Below are 25,382 nucleotides of genomic sequence, written 5' to 3' on the forward strand. Positions count from 1 at the left end.
TTAATGTTTACAGATTTACCAGCCTGCATTTTGTCTTAGTGTTCCGCTGGAAAGCGTAATTTGTGTATTAGGGATCTGTTGTAAGCCCTGCGTTTCAATAATCTTTGATGCAGATATGGTTTTGGCAGTGCTTACACCTCCGTTCAAAACCGTAGTGCTTTGGGCAATCTGCTGGGCAGCAACTTGTACCCCCTGCCGCAGAAGGTCATAAAACCGCAGTCCCTCAAACGCAAATTCCAGCCGGCGCTCATTCATGATATTCTCCCTGGTTACCGGCAGTGATACAAAACTGTCCTGGTAAGCACGTCGCCTCACCTTATCAAAATAGGTTTGCGCATTGGGGCTTCCCAGCTCCGCAGCCATCAGCAGCACATCGGCATAGCGGATGGATACATAATCCTGGTACTGCCCGATCTGGAAATCCGGGTTACCGTTTACCTGCGGCAGCGGGATGCCGTTCTTATCTACCAGCGGACTATATTTTTTGATATAATACCCTGTATACTCGCGTTGTTTGGCCTTGTTGGTAAAGTTTAAGTTCTCTTCGCCGATGGCAATTACAGAAGCCACTTTACGCGTATCTTTCCCGTCAAAGGCGTTGTATAGTTTAGGATCAACAGTCCCTCCTCCCCAACCGTTTCCGTAGGGAAAGATGTATTGTTCGCGGATGCCCAGCAGCACCATCCAGTAATTGCCATCAACATTTCCGCTGTAGTCGCTCGTGTAAGTATACTTGATGGCAAATACAGTTTCCTTGTTGTCCTCACCGGCATAGGTATCCGGCGCAGCCGCAGGCCAGAGATTGGCGTACTTGTCAAGCAGGTCATATCCGCCTGCAGAGATCACATCTTCCAGACCGGCCAGTACCATAGCCTTATCGGCAATGCCAACCAGGTCAGGCTTTCCATAATACCCGGTATAAAACAGATAAACCCTGGCCAGCAAAGCTTCAGCAGCATATTTGGTTACCCTGCCATGCGTAGCCGGGTCCTGTGCAGCATAAGACTGCCCTTTGATGTTGGCCGCAGCAAATTTCAGGTCATCCGCAATTACTTTGTAAACAGCATCAGGATCTGCCTGCGGCAGGTTTTCTGCCGAAGGCGCAGTAAGCAGGGGGATATGGCCCCACAGGCGCATCATATCAAAGTACAGGTAAGCACGGATGTACCGCGTTTCTGCTTCGTAAGTAGTTTTCAGGGCAGTATCACTTCCCCAGTTAATCTGGTCCATTTTACCGAGGAACACGTTACAGCGGTAAATGGCCTTATAGTACAAAGCCCAGTTCTGGCCAAACACATTTTGGTCTGAGGGAGAACGCGCCTTATCAAACTCGTCAAGCATCTGATAGGCAAATCCATCAGAATTACCTGTACCCCCAAAACAATCGTCAGACAACACTTCGGCAGCTACCGGCAGGGATACGCCGGCAGACCAGATAATCTGCAGACCGTCATAACAGCCTACCAGTGCTTTAAAACCATCCCCGGGCGTTTTATAAAAGTTTTCATCCGTTACTGTGGTAATGGGCTGTACATCCAGAAAACTCTTTTTGCAGGCCCCTGCCATAAGCAGTACAGCCATAAATACCAATATCTTTATCGTTTTCATTTTCTATCTGAGCTAGATTAAAATTTAATGTTTGCACCAAGCAGGAAAGTCCTTGGCCTTGGATAATACCCTAAATCAATTCCTGATGCGTACTGGTCCTGATTTGCTTTCTGTCCGCCTGCGGTAGTCCCCTGAATCTCTCCATAACCAATTTCAGGGTCCATTCCGTCATATTTGGTAAAGGTGTACAGGTTAAGTGCTGTGGCATATAACCTCGCCTTTTTCAGAAAGCCTTTTTTTACCATACGGCTCAGGTCATATCCTACAGTTACATTGCTGATCCTCAGGTAGTCGCCTTTCTGGATAAAAAGATCGGAGAAGGTAGTATAGTTCCTGTTATCGTTGGTTACCCGCGGCACCGTGGTCGAAGATCCTTCCCCATGCCAGCGGTCAAGAATGGCAGTTGTATAATTCCCGTACTGGCTTGCCTGGTTACGGTACGACTGCACAATGTCATTTCCGGCTACACCGGATGCAACTACTGACAAGTCAAATCCTTTGTAATCAGCACCAAGTGTAACCCCAAAAGTATAATCAGGGTTGGGCTTGCCAATCTGCGTGCGGTCGTTGTCATCAATTACCCCATCATTGTTCAGGTCTGCAAATCTGGCATCTCCGGGCTGGGCATTTGGCTGGATCAGCTTTCCCGCCGCAGAGCGGTAATTTGCTACCTCCGCTTCATTCTGAAAGATCCCCGCCGTTTTCAGTCCCCAGAAGTACCCTATCGGGAATCCGTTTTGTGCCCTGTAAAACTCTCCTGAGTTATCATACAGCTGTGCAGAAGAACCATGGATGATCCCATCGGCAGTAGGGATCTTGCCCACTTCATTTTTGTTATAAGCACCGTTCAGCCCTACAGAATAACCTACATCACCAATTTTACTTTTGTAGCTAAGGGAAAGTTCAACCCCCTTATTGGTGACATCACCACCATTGATATAGGGCGCATCAGCACCCGCCGAAGCCAGTATCGGTGCAGCAATCAACCAGTCCTTGGTTTTCTTATTGTACCAGTCGAAACTCACAGACAGCTTGCTTTTGAGCAGCGTTGCATCAAAGCCGAAATCAGTCTGCTCAGAGGTTTCCCACTTTAGCGAAGCATTGCTCAGCCGGCTTGGAAAGGCACCCGCAGTATTTGATCCTTCCGTAGGCCCAAAGATGTAATTCACGTTCGTCACGGTTACCGGTGCCAGGTACTGAAAGGCTGTTACGTTCTGATTTCCTACCTGTCCCCAGCTCGCGCGAAGCTTTAGGAAATCGATCCAATCTCTCTGATTTTCAAGAAAATGTTCATTTGTAACTACCCATCCGGCAGAAACCGAAGGGAAATACCCCCACTGGTTTTGCGATGAAAAACGCGATGAACCATCGGCCCTGAATGTTGCGTTCAGCAGGTACGTTTCCTTGTAATTGTAATTGATCCTGCCAAAATAAGAGAGCCTGCGGTCGGGGTCCATAGGTCCGCCGCCGATAATGATCCCGGTGCTGTTCTTATTCGTTGCATTGCTTAGCCAGGCATGGTCGAGATCATCAAAAACAAGGTTGGTATTGGTGCCAAAAAGGTTTTTTGCATCCGCCCTGTAGGCAGATGTTCCGGCCAGTACTTCAAAACTGTGGTTTTGTTTCAGGTTAAATTTATACGTCAATAAGTTGTCCCAGATCAGCGATTTACCACTGCTCATGCTTTGGCTGGCTTTAGTAGTAGTGGTAAAGGCAAATGCCGATAATTTGTAGATTGGCTGAAAAGAGTGGTAATCATTGGAGCTGTAATCCATGCCCAGGCTGGTCCTGAAAGTAAGCCCTTTTACCGGGTTCACCAGGATGTATACATCACCAAGTATCCGGTCGGTATTGTTCCTGTTCTGGTTATTGTAAACCGCCAGCGCATAGGGATTGGCCTCACCGTTGTTCCAGGTAGAATTACTGTTATCGTAGAAATTTCCGCTGGCATCATATACCGGTAAAAACGGACTTGCATTAAAAGCCGCCCTCAGCGTATTGTTGTACTGGTTACCAACCGCTACACCATTGTTTTTGATATCCGTGTAGGTAAAATGCTGGCCGATCTTAATGATATCCTTATAAAAATTATGTTCTGAGTTGATCCTGAAACTGTAGCGTGTGTAATTGGAAAGCTCTCTGCCGCTCACAACCCCCTCCTGCCCCGTGTAGGACATGCCGAGAGAATATACAGAGGCTTCGGAGGCCCCAGAGGCGCCCAGTGAATAGTTCTGTGTGAGCGCATCGGGAACAAGCAGCTGGTCAATCCAATCCGTACCTTTCCCCATCGCCGCGATCTGGCTGTTTGTAAAGTACGGCTGGTTCCCGCTGTTCACATTTGCTTCGTTCATAATCGTTGCATATTCACGGGAATCCAGCAGGTTTACTTTTGAGGCTACATTCTGCAGACCAACATAAGTATCCAGCGTGATCTGGCCCGACTGCCCGCGTTTACCCGTACGGGTAGTGATCAGCACCACTCCGTTTGCTGCCTGAGATCCATAAATTGCCGCTGAGGCCGCGTCCTTCAGCACATCCACAGATTCGATATCTGCAGAATTCAGATAAGAGATATCACTGGTGAGTACCCCGTCAACCACATAAAGTGGACTGGCATCGCCTGTTGTTCCCAAACCCCTGATCACTACCTTCACATCTCCACCGGGCTGCCCGGTAGCTGAGGTAATCTGCACGCCGGGCGTTTGTCCCTGCATGGCCTGGAGCGGATTAGGCGTACTTTGCGCCTGCAGGGCATCTCCCTTCAGCTGCACAGACGCACCTGTAACCAGTTTCTTTCTTTGCACGCCATAGCCTACCACTACCAGTTCTTCGAGGCTTTTACTATCCTCTGCAAGCGTGATATTGATGCTGTTACCTGCAGGCACAGGCACTTCTTTCGTCTGAAAACCTACCGAGCTCAATACCAGCACATCGCCGGTTTGGGCACTGATCACAAAAACACCATCATTACTGGTGGCTGCGCCGCCGGTTTTCCCCTTTACCTTCACTACTGCTCCCGGCAGCGGCTCCCCGTCCGCGGTCCGCACTTTGCCCGAAATCTGCCTTTGCTGCGCCAACAACGTTTGGCCAAACGCCAGCAGCATGAGCAACAGCACTATAAGGCCCCTGTTCCATTCACAACTATTCCTGATTTTCATTCCGTTCATACTTTTTGGTTTATATTTGGTTAATACATCTTCGCCTCCATAGGCAGTCCCGAGTAACGCAATGTTTTATCCGCTTTGCGCTTAAAATCGATCCCTTTTGCTGATTTGGGGGTAATAAATACGATATTGAAGACCCTGTCATTCAGCATTCCGTTATAGCTGCCAAGCCGTTTTCCGCATACCAGCGTATGGGTATCTTCCCGGTAGCTAAACTCAATCGTGCTGAATGCTCCTTTTTCATAATTGTAATTCGTGCCTTCGTCCTCATAAAGCCTGAAAGACGCATCCCTGCCGGTATACACAAAAAGAGTCAGCGGATCTGCCGGTTTCTCCGAAGTATACTGCATTTCTGGGCCGGCAGGAATAATGGAGCCTTCTTTCACAAAGACCGGGATCTTTTCATAAGGCGCTGCTGCATTGAGCTCCCTTCCGCCTTTAAAATACTTCCCGGTGTACAGGTCGTACCAGCCCTGGCCCTCTGGCAGGTATACTTTTCTGTTCCTGTCTTTATAGCCCAGCACAGGGCTGATCAGCAGTGATGGGCCAAACAGGTAGGCATCATTCAGGTTAGCTGCTTTCAGATCAGCGGGGAAGTCCATCATCAAACCACGCATGATGGTATAATCCTGATGGTAACTTTTACCGGCGAGGGAATAGATATAAGGCATCAGCCGGTAACGAAGCCTGCTGTAATACAGCATACTCTTGTATGCAGGGTGAGTTTCTGGTGCTATATTGTAGATTTCGCGGTATGGAAACTGGCCGTGCACCCTAAACAAGGGCACAAACGAACCAAACTGGTACCACCTGGTGTTCAGTTCCCTCCACTCCTCCAGATCGGCCCCCGATGCCTTTTCATAACGTGGCTCTACAGAAAAACCGCCGATATCCATTGTCCAGTAGGGCATGCCCGAAAGTGAGAAATTGATCCCTGCGCTGATCTGCGTTTTCATGTCTTCCCAGCGTGAGGCTATGTCCCCGCTCCATGCCGCTGCCGCATAGCGCTGCAAACCGGCATAGGCAGAACGTGTGAGGATAAATACCCTTTTTTCCGGGTTTGCCTTGCGTTGGCCTTCGTAAACCCCTTTGGCATTTACCAGTGGAAAAGCGTTAAAATATGTGGTAGAAGCACCCTCGTACGTAGGGTTCATCAGTTCTTTTCTGATCTCAACAGGCAGATTGGAGTGCATATCCGGCTCTGTGGCATCCATCCACCAGGCATCAATACCCTTGCTGTACAGCCTCCTGTTCATCAGGTTCCAGAACGCTGTCCGTGCCGCCGGGTTAAAGGCATCATAAAATGTATTCTGATACCCCTTCCCTATCCAGTCGCGCCGGCCATCGGCGATATTCCTCTTGTACAGGAAGTTTTCCTGGTCCAGGCCGTCATATACTGCAAAGCCTTTGTTAAACTTGGGCCAAACAGAGATCATCAGGTTTACATGCTGCTGGTGCAGCTCCCTGATCATTTGCTCAGGATGAGGAAAGCGGGCGGGATCAAATTCCTGGCTGCCCCATTCCGGTTCTTTCCAGTACGACCAGTCCAGCACGATATTGTCCAGCGGGATCTTTCGGTCGCGGAAGGCCTTCACCGTGCTCAGGATATCCTCTTCTGTTTTATACCGCTCCCTGCTCTGCCAGAAACCCATGGCCCATTTGGGCATCAGGACGGCCTTGCCGGTGACCAAACGGTAGCCGCTGACCACCTCATCGGCAGTTTTTCCTTTAATAAAGTAGTAGTTTAGTTCGCGGCCCGACTCAGAGCTGAGGCCAAATGTGTTTTTAACGCTTTCCGGCAGAGGAGGCAGGCAGGTAAGCCCCAGATAAGATTCGCCGCCATCGGGAACCCATTCTATTCTTACCTTTACTTTCCTGTCTTTTTCCAGCATCAGGTCCAGTACTGCGGCACCCGGGTTCCAGGCCTGGCGCCAGTAATCGGCCACCAGCTTACCATCAAACCAGACCTTAATGTATCCCGCGTATTTCAGCTGGAGCTGATAAAGGCCGGGCAGTCCGCTTGCTACGCAGCCCTCATAGTTCACAATGGCGTCGGCAGGTTTGATGCGGTCAGGAAATTTGTGCTGATCAGTTAGCCAGTTCATGGATATTTCTGACACAGGCTGGCTAAAAAGCACATCGCCAGGAGTTTTTTTATCGGCATAGCTGGCGGTAATCCAGCCCTCCACGTTGTCTTTGGAGAACAGTTTGAGGGCACCGAGCGGCTCATAATCCCTCAGGTCACCTGCCCGGGTAATCGAGTAGTTATCCCATAAAACCCCGTAACCTTTATTGGATACAAAAAACGGCACTGCAATATCAGTATTGTACTGCACCAGGTCTACACGCCGCCCCCTGTAGTTCATCATCCCCTGCTGATGCTGCCCCAGGCCATAGTATGCTTCATTATCCTGCGCATCAAAGAGCTGAGAAACCTGGTATGAGGGCTCGCCGCTAAAAACCTTTGGTACCAGGGCAATCAGGGGGCTCTTACTTTGTGCAAGCAGCAATTTGCCCTGCAAGTCGCGGTAAGTCAGCAGGCCCGTTGCGGAAGACACCTCCACCTGCAGCGAGTCGGTATAAAGTATCACTGTTCCCTGCCCATCCTTTACAGTAAATTTAACAGCTGTGCCACTCTGCTTTACCGTCATCAGGCTCCGCTCTGGCAAAAAAGCTGTCCCGGCAGTTGCCGTTACATGAATCACCTGTGCTGATACGGGCTCAAGGCGGATTTTTTTAATACCGGAAAATGAAGCGGGAACGGCGATTTCAACTCCCAAGGCAGTTTTGATATAATTGCCTGGCTCCTGGGCTTCTGCCCGGAAAGTTAAAACTACAAAGGTAACAGATGCAAAGATGATCCTTGAGCTTAGCCTGATTTTGCGCATAGAAATAAATACAGTTTATAATTGGTTGTTTTATTTCTAAAATTATCAGTAAACGAAAAACAGGAAGGTATCCAAATGATAACAAATAGGTATGCCGATGTTAACAAAAAGGGCAAATCTGCTACATACGGGTATTTAGGTCGTCTTTAATTGCGGCAAATGCCGAAGGGAGAATCCCAAATTCCTGTTTAAAATAACGACTGAAATATTTTGGGTTACTAAAGCCAACCTCGTAGGCCACTTCAGCAATGGTGAGCTGTGATTTCTGCAGTAAAGGTTTTGCTTTTTGCAGCCTGTAGGCCCGGATATATTCTACAGGCGATTTGCCAGTCAGTGACAGGATCCGCTTGTACAGCCCTACACGGCTCATATTCAAATCTGTGCTCAGCTGGTCTACCGTATAGGCGGCATCCGCCAGATGGCGTTCAATATGACCGGAGATCTGGCGGATAAACTTATCATCGAGCGATTCAATTTCTGTTTCTGCGGGTTTAAAATCCAGCTGCTTGCGGTAAGTTTTTCTGGAAATGGCCTGCTGGTGTAGCAGGTTCCGGATTTTAGAAAGGAGGATTTCAAGATTAAAGGGCTTGGTCATGTAATCGTTTGCGCCCGTTTCAAGCCCTGTTAGCTGCTGGTCTTCGCTGGTCAGCGCAGTGAGCAGGATCACAGGCAGGTGTGCAGTGCGTTTGTCTGCCCTGATCTTTTTACAGAGGTCTATCCCGTTCATTTCAGGCATGCTCACATCGCTTACTACCAGATCAGGATGCAGCGCAAGTGCTTTCTGCCATCCTTCACGCCCGTCCGCTGCTTCGGCCAGCTCGTAAAAGTCTTTCAGGTTAGCTTTCAGGTAAAAGCGGAAATCTTCGTTGTCTTCTACCAGCAAGACCAACGGTTTTTTTGTGGCAGGCTGCAAACCGGTCGCCGGCAGCAGTTCCGGCGCGGCAGCCAGAGTAAGCGGCAGCCCGGCATCTTCATCTGCTTTCAGGGCAACCGTAGCCTGCTCCGGCTGTGCCGGTAAAATCAGGATCACGGAAAACTCGCTGCCTTCATTTACCGCACTTTTCACACTGATCGTGCCACCATGCAGCCGCACAAACTCCTGGGTGATCGAGAGGCCGATGCCGCTTCCCTGGTTCAGCATAAAATCAGGAACTTCATGCTGAAAAAAGCGATCAAAGATCTTTTCCTGTTGTTCAAGGGGTATACCGATCCCGGTATCACTGATCCTGAGCCTGAGCTCTGTCATCCCCTCTTCCAGGCTGCTCAGTTCTACCGTGACCTTTACCTCACCGCCCTGTGGTGTAAATTTAAAGGCATTGGACAGCAGGTTAAACAAGATGCGCTCCAGCTTATCATGATCAAAAACCGTGACCAGGCTTATTTTGTCCGACTCAAACTGTAAGCGGATATTTTTCCTGTCGGCAACATCACCAAAAGAGTAAGACAGCTCCCGGATAAACCGGATGATATCGCCCGTTTGAGCATGCAGCTTTAATTCATGCTCTTCCATTTTCCTGAAATCCAGTAGCTGGTTCACCAGGTTCAGCAGCCTGCGACCATTCCGCTGGATCATCTGCAGCTGCTGTCTGTCTGCCGGACGGGCTTCCCTGATCAGTTTTTCCATTGGAGTGATGATCAGGGAGAGCGGCGTCCTAAACTCATGGCTGATATTAGTGAGGAACCTGATCTTCAGCAAATCCAGTTCGTGCATCCTTTTGGCTTCCTTTCGTTCCTGAACAATCAGGAACTCCTTCTTAATCCGCATGATTCCCCGGCGCCTGATCAGCAGCAGGGTGCCGCCTGCAAATGCCAGGTATAGGATATACGCCAGTGTACTGCGCCAGAAAGGAGGCTTGATCTCTATCTCCAGTCGCCTTTCATTGTTCCTCCAGTTGCCTTCGGCATCTGTAGACATCAACCTGAAAACATATCTCCCGGGGTCTATATTGGTATACACTGCTCTTCTGCCGTCATTCTGAGGCTCCTGCCAGTGGTGGTCAAATCCCTGCAGCATGTACCTGTACCTGATCTTTTGCGGGTTAAAGAAATTCAGCGCCGCAAAAGCTATGGTAAAGCCATTCTGGTTGTATTTCAGGTTCAGTTTTGTGGTTTGTGCAAAAGGTACCCGGCGGTTTGCCAGCCACAGATCAGTAAGCACCACCGCGGGTGCAGTATTGTCATTATGAATTTCCCCGGGCCTGAAGAGATTGAAGCCGCTGGCACCGCCAAACAAGAGCTCGCCACCGCGGGTTTTGTATCCCGCATTCGCATTAAACGCTATTCCCTGCAATCCGTCCTGCTGGTCATATTTTCTAAAGGAATAAGAAAACCCTGCATTTTTCAGCGGTTTCACCAGGATATTGAACAGTCCGTTTGCGGTACTCAGCCACAGGTTCCGCTGCGAATCTTCCAGGATCTTGAGGGTAGATTTTTCCGTTAACCCGTCATCACTGTCAAAGTTCCGGAATAGTCCGCTATGTGGGTCAAACCTGCTGATACCATCGCGTGTAGCTACCCAGATAAAACCATAGCTGTCCTGCATCAGGTCATAAACGATGTTATTGATCAGTGAATGCGGCTGTCCCGGTATATTTTTGTAATGCACAAAACGGCCATCTGTTTTACGCACATCAATACCATCAGCGGTACCGATCCAGAGATTTCCCTGTGCATCTTCCATCAGGCAGGACAGGAAATCAGAGCCTACGCTATTCGGCTGTACAGCCCTGTGATGGGTAAATATGCCGCTTACAGGATCAAACTGATCCAGTCCGCCGCCCAGTGTAGCTATCCAGAAAATGCCTTCACGGTCCTGGAGTATGTCCCACACACGGTCGTCTGCCAGACTGTTGTTGTCCGAAGCCTGATGCCTGAAATGCTTAAAATGCTGCCCGTCAAAGCTGCTCAATCCGCCAAAGTAGGTTCCTATCCACAACTTTTTCTGCCTGTCTATGCAGAGGCTTACGATGATATCGTTGCTCAGGCTGTTGCTGTCATCCTGCCGGTGCAGGTACCTGCTAAACTTTCCCGTTTTACGGTTAAAGTAAAAGAGCCCCCCTCCGTTAGTGCCCACCCATATATTTCCGCTGCCGTCTTCTGCAAAGCGGTTAATGTCGTCATAAGCCAAACCATTTACATTCCCGTCTTCATATCTGTACAGGGGGAATTTCAGGATCTTTGGGTGGTAAAAGCTGATCCCTTTTTTAAATGTTCCCAACCACATGATCCCTTTGTTATCCTTATAAACGCTCAGGATACTATTTTGTCCGATGCTCTTGGGATCATTTTCCTTGTTCAGCAAGTACCTGATTCTAAACCCTTTTTTATCCAGCAGGTTAACCCCGCCATGGTCAGTACCTATCCAGATCAGGCCTTTATCGTCCTGCACAATTCCGTTTACCAGGTTATTGTTCAATCCGCCGGCTCTTTTTTCAATCAGCCGCAGTTCACCTGTAGCGGGATCGTAATAGCTGATGCCCGAGGGAACGTTCATGGTGTAAACCCACAGCGCACCAGACTGGTCTGCAAAAATCCTGTAGTCATTAAAATCAGCAGGATTTCTCTGTCTGAATACCTCAATCCGCCGCATCACTTTTCCCGTGGCGCTGCTCAGCATTTCAATAGTTTTGTCGCGGTGGATCAGCCAGATGTTCCCATGCTGATCTTTTTGCAGGGCTGCAATTGGAGTTGCTGCAAGGCCGTCTTTTTTCAGTCCCCTGGCTGGCAGATGAAGCGTTGTTCCGCTGGCGGGGCTATATTTATATACCCCATCTGCAGCGGCGTTAAACCAAAAGTCTCCTTTGTCATCTCTGATGACGCCTTTGATCACTGTAGCGTAGATGCGGAGCTTTTTGAGCCAGGCAACTGTTTTTCGGATAAAAGTTTCCGTCGCGGGATCATAAATACTGGGGCCGTTCCTGGTTTCGAGATATAAATGATTGCCGGGCAGCTCAAAAATACCGGTAACAAAGTCGTCCGTTATTGAAGTTGTATCCCCCGGATCATGTTTAAAAACCTTAAACTGATACCCGTCATAGCGGTTAAGTCCGGACAGCGTGGCAAACCACATAAAGCCACCTGCATCTTTCAGCATCGTGTTTACCTGATTGTGCGATAATCCCGCTGAAACGTCCAGCCTTGAAAACTGGATCTGCTCCTGCTGAGCAAGAAGCAAAGAGGACAGTATGCAACCCGTTATCGTGAGGAAAATTTTCCGGTACATCAAATGTTTATAAATGGTATTGGCCACCGGTGATTATCACCAGAAGCAAATCGCATAAATTTACATTTTTTCTCTAATTATTAACTTAACTTATTGATCGGAATAGTAAAATTAAACTTACTGCCAAGGCCGGGGTTACTTTCTGCCCATATCCTGCCCCGATGTTTTTTTACAAAGTCGAGGCATAGTTCAAGCCCAAGGCCGGTACCTTTCTCTCCCATCGTACCATAAGTTGTGTAATGGGAACTTTTCTTCCACAACTGGCTGACAATACTTTCGGGCATGCCGATACCCGTATCACTAATGGAAAATAAGATATCGTTGCCGCGACGGGAAGCGGCTACGATGACAGTTCCCGCTGCAGTAAATTTGATGGCATTTGATACAAGATTGCGGATAATCGTATCCAGCATATCCCTGTCTGCACACATCTTAAATCCCTCCTCAATCTGTTCGATCAGCTCAATATGCTTGGCCTCGGCCATAGGCCTTAACCGTTTAAGGCAGGTAAGCACCTGCATTTGCACATCCTCTATCATTACAGGATTAAAATCCAGCGAGTCAAACTGATTTTTGGCCCAGCGCAGTAAATCCTCAAGCAGCTCATTGGCATTTTGGAGGCCTGCCTGCATCCTGGATATGTATTCCAGCAAGTCATCTTTGGTGGCATGTTCTACATCCATCATTGCCAGTTCTGCAAGTTTAAGGCTGGCCGCCACAGGATTTCTCAAATCGTGGCCCACTATAGACAGCAACTTTTCACGGTGCGTATTCAGTGCTTTTAATTCTGTATTCAGTGAGGTGAGCTCATTTTCCTGTATTTTTCTGAAGGTAATATCACGGATACTCCCTTCAGAGCCCAGCACCTGTCCATCTTCTATAATCAGGCGGGCGTTCACAGAGGCATACCGCAGCTCACTGTTCTTTGTTTTAAGTTTCACTTCAAAATCTATGACAGAACAGTCCTGCCTTAGCGCATCCACAATGCGGTCCCTGTCTTCTTTAAAGTAGTAAAAATCTATCGCAGGGTTTCCAATGATATTTTCCCTTTTATCGCCATAGTATTTTTCTATTGAAGGGCTGATCTCGGTAATGATGCCGTTCTGATCTGTACGGTAATAGATATCCTGTGTATTCTCAAAGATCTTTCTGTATTTCTCTTCGCTGATGGCCATCGCCTGTTCGGCTTCTTTGATCTTCGTGATATCCTGAATCTGAGAAATCAGCTGTACCGGCTGCCCGTTAGTTTCCCTGAGGATAGAAACACCCAGCAAAACCCATACGGGCCTTCCGCTTTTATGGAGGTATCTTTTTTCCATATGATAACTGTCACGGCTGCCGGCAATCAGTTCATCCAGCAGTTCCATGTTGCGGGGAATATCGTCAGGAAAAGTGATATCGATAAACCTGATGTCCATCAATTCATCTTTTGTGTAGCCCAGCATATCACATAAACTCTGGTTGGCGCGTTTGCACTGGCCATCGATGTTAAACAGAGCCATTCCGATAGCTGAGTATTCAAATGCGCCCCTGAACTGCTCTTCGCTCATCCTGATCTTTTTCTCGGCTTCCTGCCTTTCGGTAATATCGATGATGATCATGCTGTTGATCTTGTTGCCCTGCGTATCCGAATAAATGGATGAAGAAATGTGGCAGGGGAAGCGTTCCCCGCCTTTGCGGAAGCCTGTTAACTCAGCAGATGCTTTGCCTACCCTTCTTCTTGTTTCAAGAAATTCATCCATGGCAGGGTCATCTTCATCGAGCAATATTCCACGTCCCATACCCCGCAGTTCTTCAATCGTATAACCAAACATATCCATAGCGGCCTGATTGGCATCTGTAATCTGTTTTTCGGGTATGGTTTGCATAAAGGCATACAAAGAGTTCTCTATGATGGAGCGGTATTTCAGTTCACTGTTCTCTAATTGTATTTGGGCCAGTTTCTGCAGCTGTATATCCTGAAAGGTGCCATATATACGAACGCAGCGCCCGTTTATACGCTCGGTGTTTCCCTTAACCCTTACCCACATCTCAGCACCTGTAACCGTTACCAGTTCCAGATCAAGACTATAGCTCTCCCCTTTTTCTACCGCAGTAACAAAAGCATTCAGTATTTTATCCCTGTTTTCTCCTTCCTTAAAAAAGCTGATGCCGCTGGTCAGATTAGGAACGTAATCTGACGGAACACCATGCAGCTGCTTAACTACCGGCGACCAGTAGATTTCATTTTTGATCAGATCAACCTCCCATGCCCCTACACGGGCAACTTCGTTAGACTCGCGGTATATGGTAAGCATTCTGTCGGCATGCGCTTCACGTTCCTCTTTCTTTACAGCCAGCTCCATATACAAGAGCACTCCTCCAATTTCACCGGAAATCGTATTCCAGGGCTGCATCTCCCAGCGCACAGCATGAACCAAACCATTGGGAAAGATCAGCAAATCATATTCACTTTTACGGTTTGCCCCACCCAGCACCTGATGATAGTCAAGGATCCATTCTTTCCCTTCTATGCGGAACACTTCGGGATGGCACTTGCCGGCAAAGTCATTTCCCACCTTAAAATCTGTCTTCCACTTCTGCGATACGGTGATATAACACAGCTGGGTATCCAAAAGCGCCACAGGATAAGGAGAATTGCTGATCACATCGAGGAAATTAGTAGATACGTTGCTTGTCATTTGTATGCAGGTTAGAAAACTTTTACATTGTTAATCATAAAACTATCATAGCTACAAGCGAGTATAACACTTGTTTTGCAAAAAACCATAGCATTTGTAATAAAAAAATGACAAAGCAATAATTTATTCTTCACATATAACTATAGCTACAGTCACACTATATATTATATATATACGAGAAAACCAGAGATGAGATGCCGCCGGGGCTTTAATTTGTAAAAACTTCCTTAACAATTAATTTAAATGCCGGCAGCGTACCGTAACTATTTGCTTCTTCCTGTATGGTAATGCCCAAACAATCGAATATAAATACAAACCCTGCCAATCTTGTAATGCTTATCGCGAAAACTTAGCAGATAGCAGAGTATTCAGAAAACATTGATAAAAGATAGAAGAAGATATTGACAATCTTAAAAAAATAAAGTCTATTGTTTTGGTAGAGTATCAAATATTATTTATGTTTACTGCCCTTACTCCATCATTACAAAACAATTCAGTCCTCAAAAATATGCCCGGATAACAATATACAGAAGAAAATAAAACTGGCAAGGAAGCCTTGCCAGTTCATTAAACATGAAGTTCAGCCTTGTAACGCCAATCACACACTGAACCTTCATCAAGCTTATGCAATGAATACTCATCACATCAAACAATTGTTAAATATATGGAAATATTTACCTTCGGAAATAAATACGTCTCATCCCTTCGGCTGGCTCTTCTTTTTCTGCTGTTAGCCAGCTCTTTTCAGCTCCTCGCACAAGTCCCCACTGCCACCATCAATTCTGAGCTGAAAGGCACGGTTACAGATGCGGCCGGCAGACAGCCTTTACCGGGCGCTGTAGTACGGATCAAAGGTACAACACACGCTGTATCAACAGATAACAAAGGCAGGTTCGTTTTTGAAACCGGCCAGAAGTTCCCTTACATCCTGCTGGTCTCTTTTGTAGGCTACCAGCCCAGAGAGGTTACCGCCAGCGGCAGTCCGGTAGAAATCCAGCTGACAGAAAATAATAACCAGCTGAACGACGTGGTTGTTGTAGGTTACGGCACGCAAACGCGCAAATCACTGACAGGCTCCGTGGCTACCGTCAGCGTAGAAGAAATAAAGGATAAACCTGTAGCTACCTTTGAACAGCAGCTGCAGGGAAAAGCGGCGGGCCTCCAGATCAGTGCCTCTACCGGTATCCCGGGCGACGGGATGTTTATCCGTGTACGCGGTACCACCTCCATCAATGCCAGCAATGATCCCCTGTATGTGATCGACGGGGTATATGTAAACAGCAATTCCCTGCAAAACATCACTACCCAGGGCCAGGCCAACAATCCCCTGTCTGACATCAACCCCAACGATATTGAGAGCATCACCGTGCTGAAAGATGCAGATGCCACAGCCATCTACGGGGCCAGGGCTGCCAATGGGGTGATCCTGATCACCACCAAACGCGGAAAACTGGGTTCTGCACCTAAAGTTACTTTAAACACCTACTTCGGCGCGGCCTGGGCACCCAAATTATGGGACCTCGTTACCGGCCCCCAGCATGCAGAGCTGGTGAATGAAATGTACCGCAACTCGCTGGCTGATGCGGTTGCTGCCAACAACACCACTGCGATCAATACCTACAGGAATGTGCCCTTCAGGTCATTGACCGATAATCCAACCGGTTCCCCGGCACCGCGCGGGCTTCCGCAGGACCAGCAAACATACGACCGTCTGAACAAAGTTTTCAGGACAGGCTTTCTGCAAAACTACGATGCCTCGATATCAGGCGGTACGGATAAAACCACGTACTACATCGCCGCAGGCCTGAATAAACAGCAGGCAGATCTAAAAACAAATGATTTCAGAAGGGGGACTTTCAAGATCAATATCGACCAGAAGATCAACGACATCTTTAGCATGGGCACATCCAGTACGCTTACCCAAACCTACAGGACAAACGCACGAGTGGGCGACGGCCCGCAGGGGGGAATCCTGCAGTCGGCCCTCCATACGCCTACTTACCTCCCGGAAGTAAATGCCGACGGAAGCCCTGCAAAATGGGCAGGTTTCGACAACCTGGATATCCTGCTGGAGAATACCAATATGCACTCTACAAGCAACAGGCTGATCAGCAACCTCTACGCAGAGGCGAAAATCACACCGGACCTGAAATTCCGCAGCAGCTGGAGTGTGGATTACAATAACTATAACGAATACCAGTACTGGAACAGCCTTACCAACCTCGGCATCGCCAATCACAATCTGGGCACCTCTGCCATTTCAGACAATACAGTATGGACCAACGAGCAAACCCTTTCCTATAATAAAGTACTGGGGAAACATAATTTTGGTGCCCTGCTGGGAAATTCATTACAGGGAACAGTATTGTCTACCACCCGTGCCGAAGGAACAAACTTTCCAAACGACTCATTTGAACAGATAGCCTCGGCAGCAAGTACTACATCTTCCTCCACAAAAACACAATACAAGCTGTCGTCCTTCTTTGCAAGGGTAAACTACAACTATGCCGGCAAATATTACGCGGAAGTCAGTATGCGGGCAGACGGATCATCCCGCTTTGGCGCCAATCACCAGTGGGGATATTTCCCTTCTGCAGGTTTGGCCTGGAGGATCAAACAGGAAGATTTCCTGAAGAATGTTACAGTAATCAGCGACCTGAAATTACGCGGAAGTATCGGTGTGACCGGAAACCAGAATAACATCAACGACTTTGCATCAAGAGGATTATGGGGCGCCGGTGCAAACTACCAGAACAACCCGGGCACCCTTCCCTTTCAGCTGGAGAATCCCGACCTGAAATGGGAAAGTACACGCCAGATCAACCTGGGATTAGACCTGGGTCTGTTTAACGACAGGCTGACGATCGGTGCCGATGTGTATGATAAATACACGAGCGACCTGCTGCTGAACCTGCCGCTGGCTACCAGTACGGGCTTCAGTTCTATCCTGGAAAATGCCGGTGAGATGAGCAACAGGGGTTTCGAAATATCCATTAGCAGCACCAACATCAACCGCAAGGATTTCAGGTGGACAACCAACTTCAACTTCTCCAGGAACAAAAACAAAATCGAGAAACTGCCAATTCCTGTTGTTGCGGCCTATGCAGCTGAAAGAATGGTAGAAGGCCTGCCGATGAATACTTTTTTTGTATACAAGCAACTGTATGTAGACCCGCAAACCGGCGATGCAGTGTATGACGATTATAATAAAGACGGCAAAATTACCTCCAGTGATCTGCAGCCTGCGGGCACCGCCCAGCCCAAATTTACCGGAGGCATCACCAACACTTTCCTGTATAAAGGCTTTGATCTTGCTGTGTTCTTTAACTTTGTATATGGCAACAAGGTTTATAACAACAATGCCTATTTCCTTGAAGGAGGCGGAACCCGCGATGCCAACAGGGCCATTGATACGCGTCAGCTTGACAGATGGCAAGAACCGGGAGATATTACAGACATGCCAAGGCTGACAGCACTGGGCACAAATTACACGCTCAGCCCTACCAGCCGCAATATTGAAAACGGGTCTTTCTTAAGATTAAGCAATGTAAACCTGGGCTATACCATTCCCAAAAGCGTGATTGAAAAGATCAAACTCAGCGCTGTAAGGGTGTATGTGAGCGGATCTAACCTCTGGCTGATCACAAAATACAAAGGTGCCGATCCGGAGGTCAACGTTTCTTCATCATCAACGGTTCTGGGCTACGACCTTGGTACACCGCCTATACCACGTACCATACAGGTAGGTGCTAACATCACTTTTTAATACGTTAACACATGAAAAAATTACTCTATATCATCCCATTTATGATCCTGCTCGGCTCCTGCAAAAAGTTCCTTGAAACGGACCCTCAGCAGCAGGTAGATCAGTCAGAAGCCATTACCAATGCAGGTTCGGCGGCAACAGCTGCCAGCGGCATGTTCAATGTGCTGGCCAGTAATGATTATTATGGATCAAACTTCCAGTCGCTCGCTTACCTTTCTGCAGGCGATATTACCTGGACCGGCTCACAGGCTGCTCCCAGTGAAATCACCAAGCACCTTACTTCGGCTACCAACAGTAATGTAGGCGCAGCCTGGACGGCAATTTATAAAACGATTTCTTCTGCCAATTATATAATTGCCAATGTGCCGTCGGTAAATGATCCGCTCTTCAGTACAGCCCTCCGCAACCAGTATGTCGGAGAAGCTTATTTTGTACGGGCACTGGCGTATTTTGACCTGGCCCGCGGATGGGGAGGGGCGCAGCTGGTGCTCAATCCGACCCTAACGTCTGCCGACAATAAAAACATCCCCCGTAGCAGTCAGGCCGATACCTATGCACAGGTTTTAAAAGACCTGAACGCGGCAGAACCATTGGTTCCCACTGCTGTAAACCGTAACCGCGTAAGCCAGAAAACGGTATGGGCACTAAAAGCCAGGCTGTACCTGTATACCCAGCAATGGGCACTGGCAGAGCAGTTTGCCACGCAGGTGATCAGCAGTGCAGACTATACACTGGTTAAACCTTACAGTGCATTCTTCGCTAACAGTGCTGCCGCTACAAGCGAGTCTGTTTTTGAACTGGCCTACACTGTTTCCAATACCAACAATCACAGTAACTGGTGGCTGCCGCCTGCACTTGGCGGACGCCGCGAATGGGCACCCTCAGATATACTGGTAGGTTTACTGAACAATTCCCTGGTTGGCGGAGGCCGAAGTACCCTGATCGCACAAACTGCTGCTCCGGGCAACCTCTGGTATGGTAAATTATACTACCGTACCCCTCTTGGTACCGATCCGGCGTATGTTATACGCATTGCCGAACTGTATTTTATCCGTTCCGAAGCAAGGGCAAGACAAGGCAACCTGAGCACCGCAGTTACGGATCTGAACACGGTGCGCGATCGTGCCGGCCTCGGTGCTGCTACAGCCAGTACGCTGGATGCCCTGCTGCTGGCACTGGAAAACGAACGCAGGGTAGAGTTTCCCTTTGAGGCCGACCGCTGGTTTAACCTTGTGCGGACAGACCGGGCACAGACCGTATTGTCCCTCCCGGACAAACACCTTTACCTGTTTCCTATCCCTTACAGTGAAACCGTGGTAGACCCTAACCTGGCCGGCGGAAACGCCAATCCAGGTTATTAGAGAACGCTATTGATATCAGTCCGGAAACCCTGGCAGGCAAGTTTTGCCTGCCAGGGTTTTTAATTGGCCGGCAGCCTGCATAAATTTTGTTTAACCCTCCGGATACAATATGTTTGTACCCAATGAGCATCGCTATTATCTTCAGCAATAAAGACCCGGAGCCATGGGCAGCAGCGTTAAAACATTCGCTCCCGGATGTTAAAACCGAAATATATCCCCGGATTTCTGATCCTGAAGAGGTCAACTTTATCCTTTGCTGGAAAGCGGACAAGGATATTCTCCGCCAGTTTCCAAATGTCAGGGTGATCCAGTCGGCCGGTGCTTCGGTAGACCATATTTTACAATTATCGCATTTGCGGGATGATGTAGTCATCACCCGGATTACAGACGCCCGCTTGTCTGAAGATATGTGGGAATACCTCTTAACTGCTGTGCTTGGATATTTGAAAAACACGAGCTCTTATGCAGCCGCACAACAGCAAAAAGTATGGAAACAGCTGCCCTACCGCTCTGTAAGGAAAACTACTGTTTCCATATTAGGCATCGGCACCATTGGTGGATTTGCTGCTGAAAGGTTCGCAAAGCTGGGATTTAAGGTAAAAGGCTGGTCGGCCTCAGTAAAAAACCTGGATGATGTATATTGTTATCACGGGTTGGAGTCACTCGGAGAGTTTCTGAAACATACAGACGTGCTGATTAATCTGCTTCCCTTTACGTCTGCAACAGCAAACATTCTGAACAGCAAAAATTTGACTGAGATCAACAGCGGCGGTTTTCTGATTAACGCCGGCAGAGGAGAACACCTTGAAGAACAGGATTTGATCAGCTTATTGAACAGCGGCCATCTTTCCGGGGCAATGCTCGACGTGTTCAGACAGGAACCCCTACCGCAGGACCATGCATTCTGGGAAAACGAAAAAATCAGTATCACCCCGCACATTGCCGCGATTACAAATATAGCCAGTGTAGTTCCGCAGATTGCAGAAAACTACCTCAACTTACAGGCCGGCAAGGCCCTTAAAAATACAGTTTCAAAAGATAAAGGCTATTGATATAGCAGATGTTTTTGCCATTGCAGACAGCAAAAATGGGGACAAAATCATGCAGGGCAATTATTTGGAATAACTGCCCTGCATGAGCAAAGCTAACCTATTTGATTAAACAAGTTTTACGTTTACTGCATTCAGGCCTTTTTTGCCTTCTTGTTCTTCGTATTCTACTTCATCATTTTCGCGAATCTCGTCAATCAGACCAGAAACATGAACAAAGATTTCTTTTCCGTTTTCGTCTTTAATAAAGCCAAAGCCTTTTTCAGTGTTAAAAAATTTTACTGTACCGTTTTTCATTGTAATAAATTGTTTAAAATAATGGCTCAATATAGTTATTAAACTTGTGGAACCAAATTATGTTTGACAGATCCTGGTAAAAATCTTGCACATTAATTTCACAATCAACTATAAAGCATTTATTATTGTAAATTGAATAATTTTTTAGGTTTCACGAACGTTATATAAGACCGTCGATCGTCCCGGGGCAATCTGTTTTTCAAAGATATCTAAAAACGTTGGGCTGCAGAGGAAAATTTACGGCTAGATATCAGATTCTTAAAGTATTACATGATAAAGTGTTTTATGCCTATTAAAATCTATAATTATATTCTTAGTTTTGAAGTATAATACAAACCTGGTAGAACAAAAATTAAAGTATATTATTAATCAATAATGGTTAAATTATTCATAGGGGGTTTCCCGCTCAACTATACAGAACTGGAACTGGTACAATTAGTTGCCTTACATGGAACAGTAAATACCGTCAAAATAGTAAGGGATAAAAAAACCGGCATATGTAAAGGATACGCATTTTTAGAAATGAAGAGCCTTGCAGATGCAAACAATGCAGTAGAAGCCTTAAGCGGCAGGAGCCTGAACGGACAAACGTTAACATTAAAAGTAAACGAGGAAACAGAACCTGCTCCGGCAGCGAAAAAACCATTTCGCCCTGCGCCGCCCAAACCTGCTTATGTTAAAGTTGAAAGGCCAGCGGGTGTTGTTAAGGTTGACAGGCCAGCTGGCGTTGTTAAACCTAAACGTCCCAGAAAGGCCTGAGCAGCTGTCGCTCCCGGCGGGTTATTTCTCCTGTATTGAGCAATTCGGTTCCCAATTGCTTACGCCCCGCATCTTTAGATCATCCTGGTAAAAATACCTGTTAAATAATGCTGCAGACAGCTAAATGGTATTAATCCTACATTCATATGTATTATTTTCCAGACAGTTTGGTCCGCAGGAACATATTTTCGCACAAATTATCGGCAATTCCAAGTTGGCAAAGATATTGCAATGAGTTGTTTATAATAATTGATTATGTATAACTCAGAAAGAGAAGTTGAAAAACTTTGTTTTTCAATCAGGCAGAATTTAAAAGCAAGCATCGACAGACAAGTACCATTCACACATTTTGTCGGAGCTTACAATATCTCACTCGAATTTATCAATAACAACGATCTTGTTTTACAGGCAAAAAGAACGGGCAGCGGTGATTATAATTATCGGATGGCTTTGAGCAAAGCAATCAGCGACTATTATGATATTGAGAAAAGTGTAGCATCGCTGATCCTTCAGTATAATAGTGCTGTAGCCTGATATTTTCCCATTCATACCGGATAACTATACCGCCTTTTCTGCAAAAGCTTCCAGCCCTTGCTTAATCAAATCAGTAGCATCTGTAGATCCCTCAATCGGAATCAGCTTGCGTATTTTGATTTTCCATCCATCTTCAGTACGCAGCAGTGTCCAGCGGTTAGCCAGCACACGGTGTATACGGTATCCTTTTGAAAAGCCGTGATTCGGCAACTCACGTTCTTCGCCCGTAATATCAGGCGTAAGAATCTGCAGATATGAGGTAACGAAAGCTTCTTCTCCCCTTATTTCAACATAAGGGAGACCCGTAAAATGTGCCAGCCCGCCGGCAATGGCCTGATGGTGCTCTGGTTTCTGTATAAAACCTGCAATAACTTCCCGCCCCTGCGCTCCGGGAAGCGGGCCGCGGTCAAACACGCTGTCTTCTACATACACCTGCCGCGTATAGTAGCCGGCTCCGGTATCAGCACTCAGCGGATGGCCTGCAATCAGGCTGTAAATTTCCAAACGGTCTTCAATATCCCGTAAGCGATCTTCGAGTGTTCTTAAAACCTGATTTTCTTTCATTCTTCAAAATAATTAAAAGTTTAAGCCCGTTTATTTAACTTAAGTTAAAACCAGCCGGATTTTGTACTTTGCAGCAAGTTTAATTTGTAGTCTATCATTCAGATTTTATTAATGAACAATATTCAGCAGTCAACAAGGCCACACTATCCCATATTAGACGGTCTTCGCGGCGTTGCAGCCATCATCGTTGTCACCTTCCACCTCAGCGAGCCATTAGCTACCGGTCATTTAGATATCCTCGTCAATCACGGCTATCTGGCCGTCGACTTTTTCTATTTATTATCAGGTTTTGTGATCGGTTATGCTTATGACCACCGCTGGAATAAAATCACCGCCGGGAGTTTTTTCAAACGCCGTATCATACGTCTTCAGCCACTGGTGATTTTGGGGATGACCCTCGGCGCTATCGGGTTCTACTTTACGGATTCTACACTGTGGCCGCTCATTCATACGGTTCCTGTCTGGAAGATGCTCATGGTGATGCTGATCGGTTATACTATACTGCCTGTGCCATTGTCGCTTGATATCCGTGGCTGGGAAGAGATGCACCCCCTGAACAGCGTAGGATGGTCCCTGTTCTTTGAGTACATTGCCAACATTCTTTATGCTGTCTGGATCAGGAAATTCTCCAAAACAGCGTTGAGTATCCTGGTAGGCATAGCTGCGATTGCACTTGCGCACATGGCAATCACCAATGGTGATGTCAGCGGTGGATGGACACTCAATGCAGAGCAGGTACGCATTGGTTTTACCCGAACCATGTACCCTTTCTTCGCCGGGCTGCTGCTCTCACGCACAGCAAAACCAACCCGTATAAAAAATGCCCTCTTATGGTGCAGTATTTTAGTAGCTATTGTACTTTACATGCCGCGTATTGGTGGCGCCGAGCATCTCTGGATGAACGGCATTTATGAATCTGTGTGTATCATCATCGTTTTCCCGCTGATCGTCTATCTTGGTGCCAGCGGTGTGATACACAGTCCAAAAGAGCAGAGGATATGTAAGTTCCTGGGTGATATTTCCTATCCCCTGTACCTGGTACACTACCCGCTGGTTTATTTTTATGTTGCCTGGATCAGCAACCATAAAGGCGTAACCATTGTGCAGGCCTGGCCTTATGCTTTACTTATTTTGACAGGCGGGATCGCATTGGCTTATGCCGCATTGAAATGGTATGATGAGCCGGTGCGTAAATGGCTGCAGAAAATTATTTTTTAAAAAAATAATATGAAATACCAGGGCGATTTGAATATATGATGATTGGAGTTTGCTGATGAGTCCAAGGTACCTGTGGCATGCGAGCGGTATTACTCCGACAAATTTTTACCTATAGCGCTGGAGTAGTTCTGCTAGCAACTCGCTATAATGTCGGACTCATAGACAATCTGGAGGCAAGCTATGCATATTTTTGCACATCTATCTCTACTATAGATGTACAAAAATATGCCTTGCCGAACTGAGCGTAAAAAGAAACGTCAATTAAAATAATAATTATTCTAAGGATTTCCACTGCCTCCGGCAGCACCATAAACTTGTCCTGTAGTATAGCTGGAATTGCTATCAGCAAGCTCCACATAAATGGATGCCAGTTCAGCAGGCTGTCCGGGACGGCCCAATGGAGTTACTTCTCCAAACTTCACAATAGCATCCTGCGGCTGTCCACCACTAATTTGCAAAGGCGTCCATACCGGCCCTGGCGCCACCCCGTTTACACGGATACCTTTTGGCCCCAGCTGTTTGGCCAGAGATTTCACAAATGCAACATTTGCAGCCTTTGTTTGCGCATAATCAAACAGATTTTCTGATGGCTCATAGGCCTGTACAGAGCTTGTAGAAATAATCGCCGCACCTGCAGGCAATAGCGGCAAAGCTGCCTTGGTAATCCAGAACGGTGCGTAAATGTTAGTCTTTATAGTAGCATCAAAGCCCTCTGTGGTTATATCCAGAATTGAGTCAACAGCGTGCTGACGGCCTGCATTATTTACCAGGATATCGATTCCGCCAAGTCTCGCAGCCGCCTGCTCAACCAGTGATTTACAAAATTCCTCACTGGTAATATCTCCGGCGATAGCATAACCTTTCTGGCCTGCTGCTTCTATCAAAGCAATGACCTCATCAGCATCAGACTGTTCTTCGGGTAAATAGTTGATCACCACATCTGCACCTTCACGTGCGTAAGCAATTGCAGCAGCGCGTCCAATACCTGAGTCGCCACCAGTAATCAGTGCTTTGCGGCCAGACAGCCTTCCTGATCCTTTATAACTTTCCTCGCCATGATCCGGCACAGGTGACATTTTAGAGGCAATGCCCGGAGCTTCCTGGGGCTGTTTTTCAAACGGTGGTTGTGGGTATCTGGTCACAGGGTTTACGAGCGGTTTTTGAGTATTCTCCATATTGTTTTTCATTAAGTGTAGACCTATTCAACATGGAAAGCATGGCATTGTTTTCTCTTTTACAAAAGGCAGACATGGAGCATTTGATACCATGTA

The 25,382-nt window shown here is 47.2% G+C and carries 14 protein-coding genes; 6 read left to right on the forward strand and 8 right to left on the reverse strand.

Annotated elements, in window-relative coordinates; genetic code table 11:
* Positions 1-15: 15 nt before the first annotated feature.
* The 5 genes from FN831_RS22645 to FN831_RS22665 form a co-directional block, all read right to left on the reverse strand.
* The gene (locus FN831_RS22645; protein WP_142530487.1) at positions 16-1,608 is read right to left on the reverse strand and encodes a RagB/SusD family nutrient uptake outer membrane protein; all 1,593 of its coding nucleotides are present in this window, start codon (positions 1,606-1,608) and stop codon (positions 16-18) included.
* A gap of 17 nt (positions 1,609-1,625) precedes the next feature.
* Positions 1,626-4,775 carry a SusC/RagA family TonB-linked outer membrane protein gene (locus FN831_RS22650; protein ID WP_246101704.1) on the reverse strand — a complete coding sequence of 1,050 codons (3,150 nt, stop codon included), beginning with the start codon at positions 4,773-4,775 and terminating at the stop codon, positions 1,626-1,628.
* Between the two features lie 20 nt (positions 4,776-4,795).
* Entirely contained in the window at positions 4,796-7,660 is a 2,865-nt protein-coding gene (locus tag FN831_RS22655; protein WP_142530488.1) for a TIM-barrel domain-containing protein, read from the reverse strand.
* Positions 7,661-7,781: 121 nt separating this feature from the next.
* Positions 7,782-11,882: a two-component regulator propeller domain-containing protein gene (locus FN831_RS22660; RefSeq protein ID WP_142530489.1), complete on the reverse strand. Its 4,101-nt coding sequence runs from the start codon at positions 11,880-11,882 to the stop codon at positions 7,782-7,784.
* 80 nt (positions 11,883-11,962) lie between these two features.
* A complete protein-coding gene (locus FN831_RS22665; RefSeq protein WP_142530490.1) occupies positions 11,963-14,563 on the reverse strand; it encodes a PAS domain-containing protein in 2,601 nt (866 codons plus the stop codon).
* Positions 14,564-15,227: 664 nt separating this feature from the next.
* On the opposite strand from FN831_RS22665, the gene FN831_RS22670 reads away from it, so the two are divergent.
* From FN831_RS22670 to FN831_RS22680, 3 genes are all read left to right on the forward strand, one after another.
* The gene (locus tag FN831_RS22670) at positions 15,228-18,329 is read left to right on the forward strand and encodes a SusC/RagA family TonB-linked outer membrane protein (RefSeq protein WP_142530491.1); all 3,102 of its coding nucleotides are present in this window, start codon (positions 15,228-15,230) and stop codon (positions 18,327-18,329) included.
* A gap of 11 nt (positions 18,330-18,340) precedes the next feature.
* Positions 18,341-19,690, forward strand: a complete 1,350-nt coding sequence (locus FN831_RS22675; protein ID WP_142530492.1) for a RagB/SusD family nutrient uptake outer membrane protein — start codon at positions 18,341-18,343, stop codon at positions 19,688-19,690.
* 122 nt (positions 19,691-19,812) lie between these two features.
* Positions 19,813-20,742, forward strand: coding sequence for a 2-hydroxyacid dehydrogenase (locus FN831_RS22680; protein ID WP_142530493.1), 930 nt, complete (start codon positions 19,813-19,815; stop codon positions 20,740-20,742).
* A 105-nt stretch (positions 20,743-20,847) separates the two neighbouring features.
* Here FN831_RS22680 and FN831_RS22685 read toward each other — a convergent pair whose 3' ends face one another.
* Positions 20,848-21,036, reverse strand: coding sequence for a cold-shock protein (locus FN831_RS22685; protein ID WP_142530494.1), 189 nt, complete (start codon positions 21,034-21,036; stop codon positions 20,848-20,850).
* Between the two features lie 375 nt (positions 21,037-21,411).
* Between FN831_RS22685 and FN831_RS22690 the strand changes: the two genes are divergently transcribed.
* Both FN831_RS22690 and FN831_RS22695 read left to right on the forward strand, forming a co-directional pair.
* Positions 21,412-21,795, forward strand: a complete 384-nt coding sequence (locus tag FN831_RS22690) for an RNA recognition motif domain-containing protein (RefSeq protein WP_142530495.1) — start codon at positions 21,412-21,414, stop codon at positions 21,793-21,795.
* Between the two features lie 255 nt (positions 21,796-22,050).
* Positions 22,051-22,329, forward strand: coding sequence for a hypothetical protein (locus tag FN831_RS22695; RefSeq protein WP_142530496.1), 279 nt, complete (start codon positions 22,051-22,053; stop codon positions 22,327-22,329).
* Positions 22,330-22,353: 24 nt separating this feature from the next.
* On the opposite strand, the gene FN831_RS22700 is transcribed toward FN831_RS22695, so the two are convergent.
* Complete coding sequence (locus FN831_RS22700) at positions 22,354-22,893, reverse strand: nuclear transport factor 2 family protein (protein ID WP_142530497.1); 540 nt, start codon at positions 22,891-22,893, stop codon at positions 22,354-22,356.
* Between the two features lie 111 nt (positions 22,894-23,004).
* On the opposite strand from FN831_RS22700, the gene FN831_RS22705 reads away from it, so the two are divergent.
* Positions 23,005-24,111, forward strand: coding sequence for an acyltransferase family protein (locus FN831_RS22705; RefSeq protein WP_142530498.1), 1,107 nt, complete (start codon positions 23,005-23,007; stop codon positions 24,109-24,111).
* Between the two features lie 278 nt (positions 24,112-24,389).
* Here FN831_RS22705 and FN831_RS22710 read toward each other — a convergent pair whose 3' ends face one another.
* A complete protein-coding gene (locus FN831_RS22710) occupies positions 24,390-25,286 on the reverse strand; it encodes an SDR family oxidoreductase (RefSeq protein ID WP_142530499.1) in 897 nt (298 codons plus the stop codon).
* Between the last annotated feature and the right edge of the window lie 96 nt (positions 25,287-25,382).

Source organism: Pedobacter westerhofensis (genome assembly GCF_900182595.1).
In the GTDB taxonomy this organism is placed as follows: domain Bacteria; phylum Bacteroidota; class Bacteroidia; order Sphingobacteriales; family Sphingobacteriaceae; genus Pedobacter; species Pedobacter westerhofensis.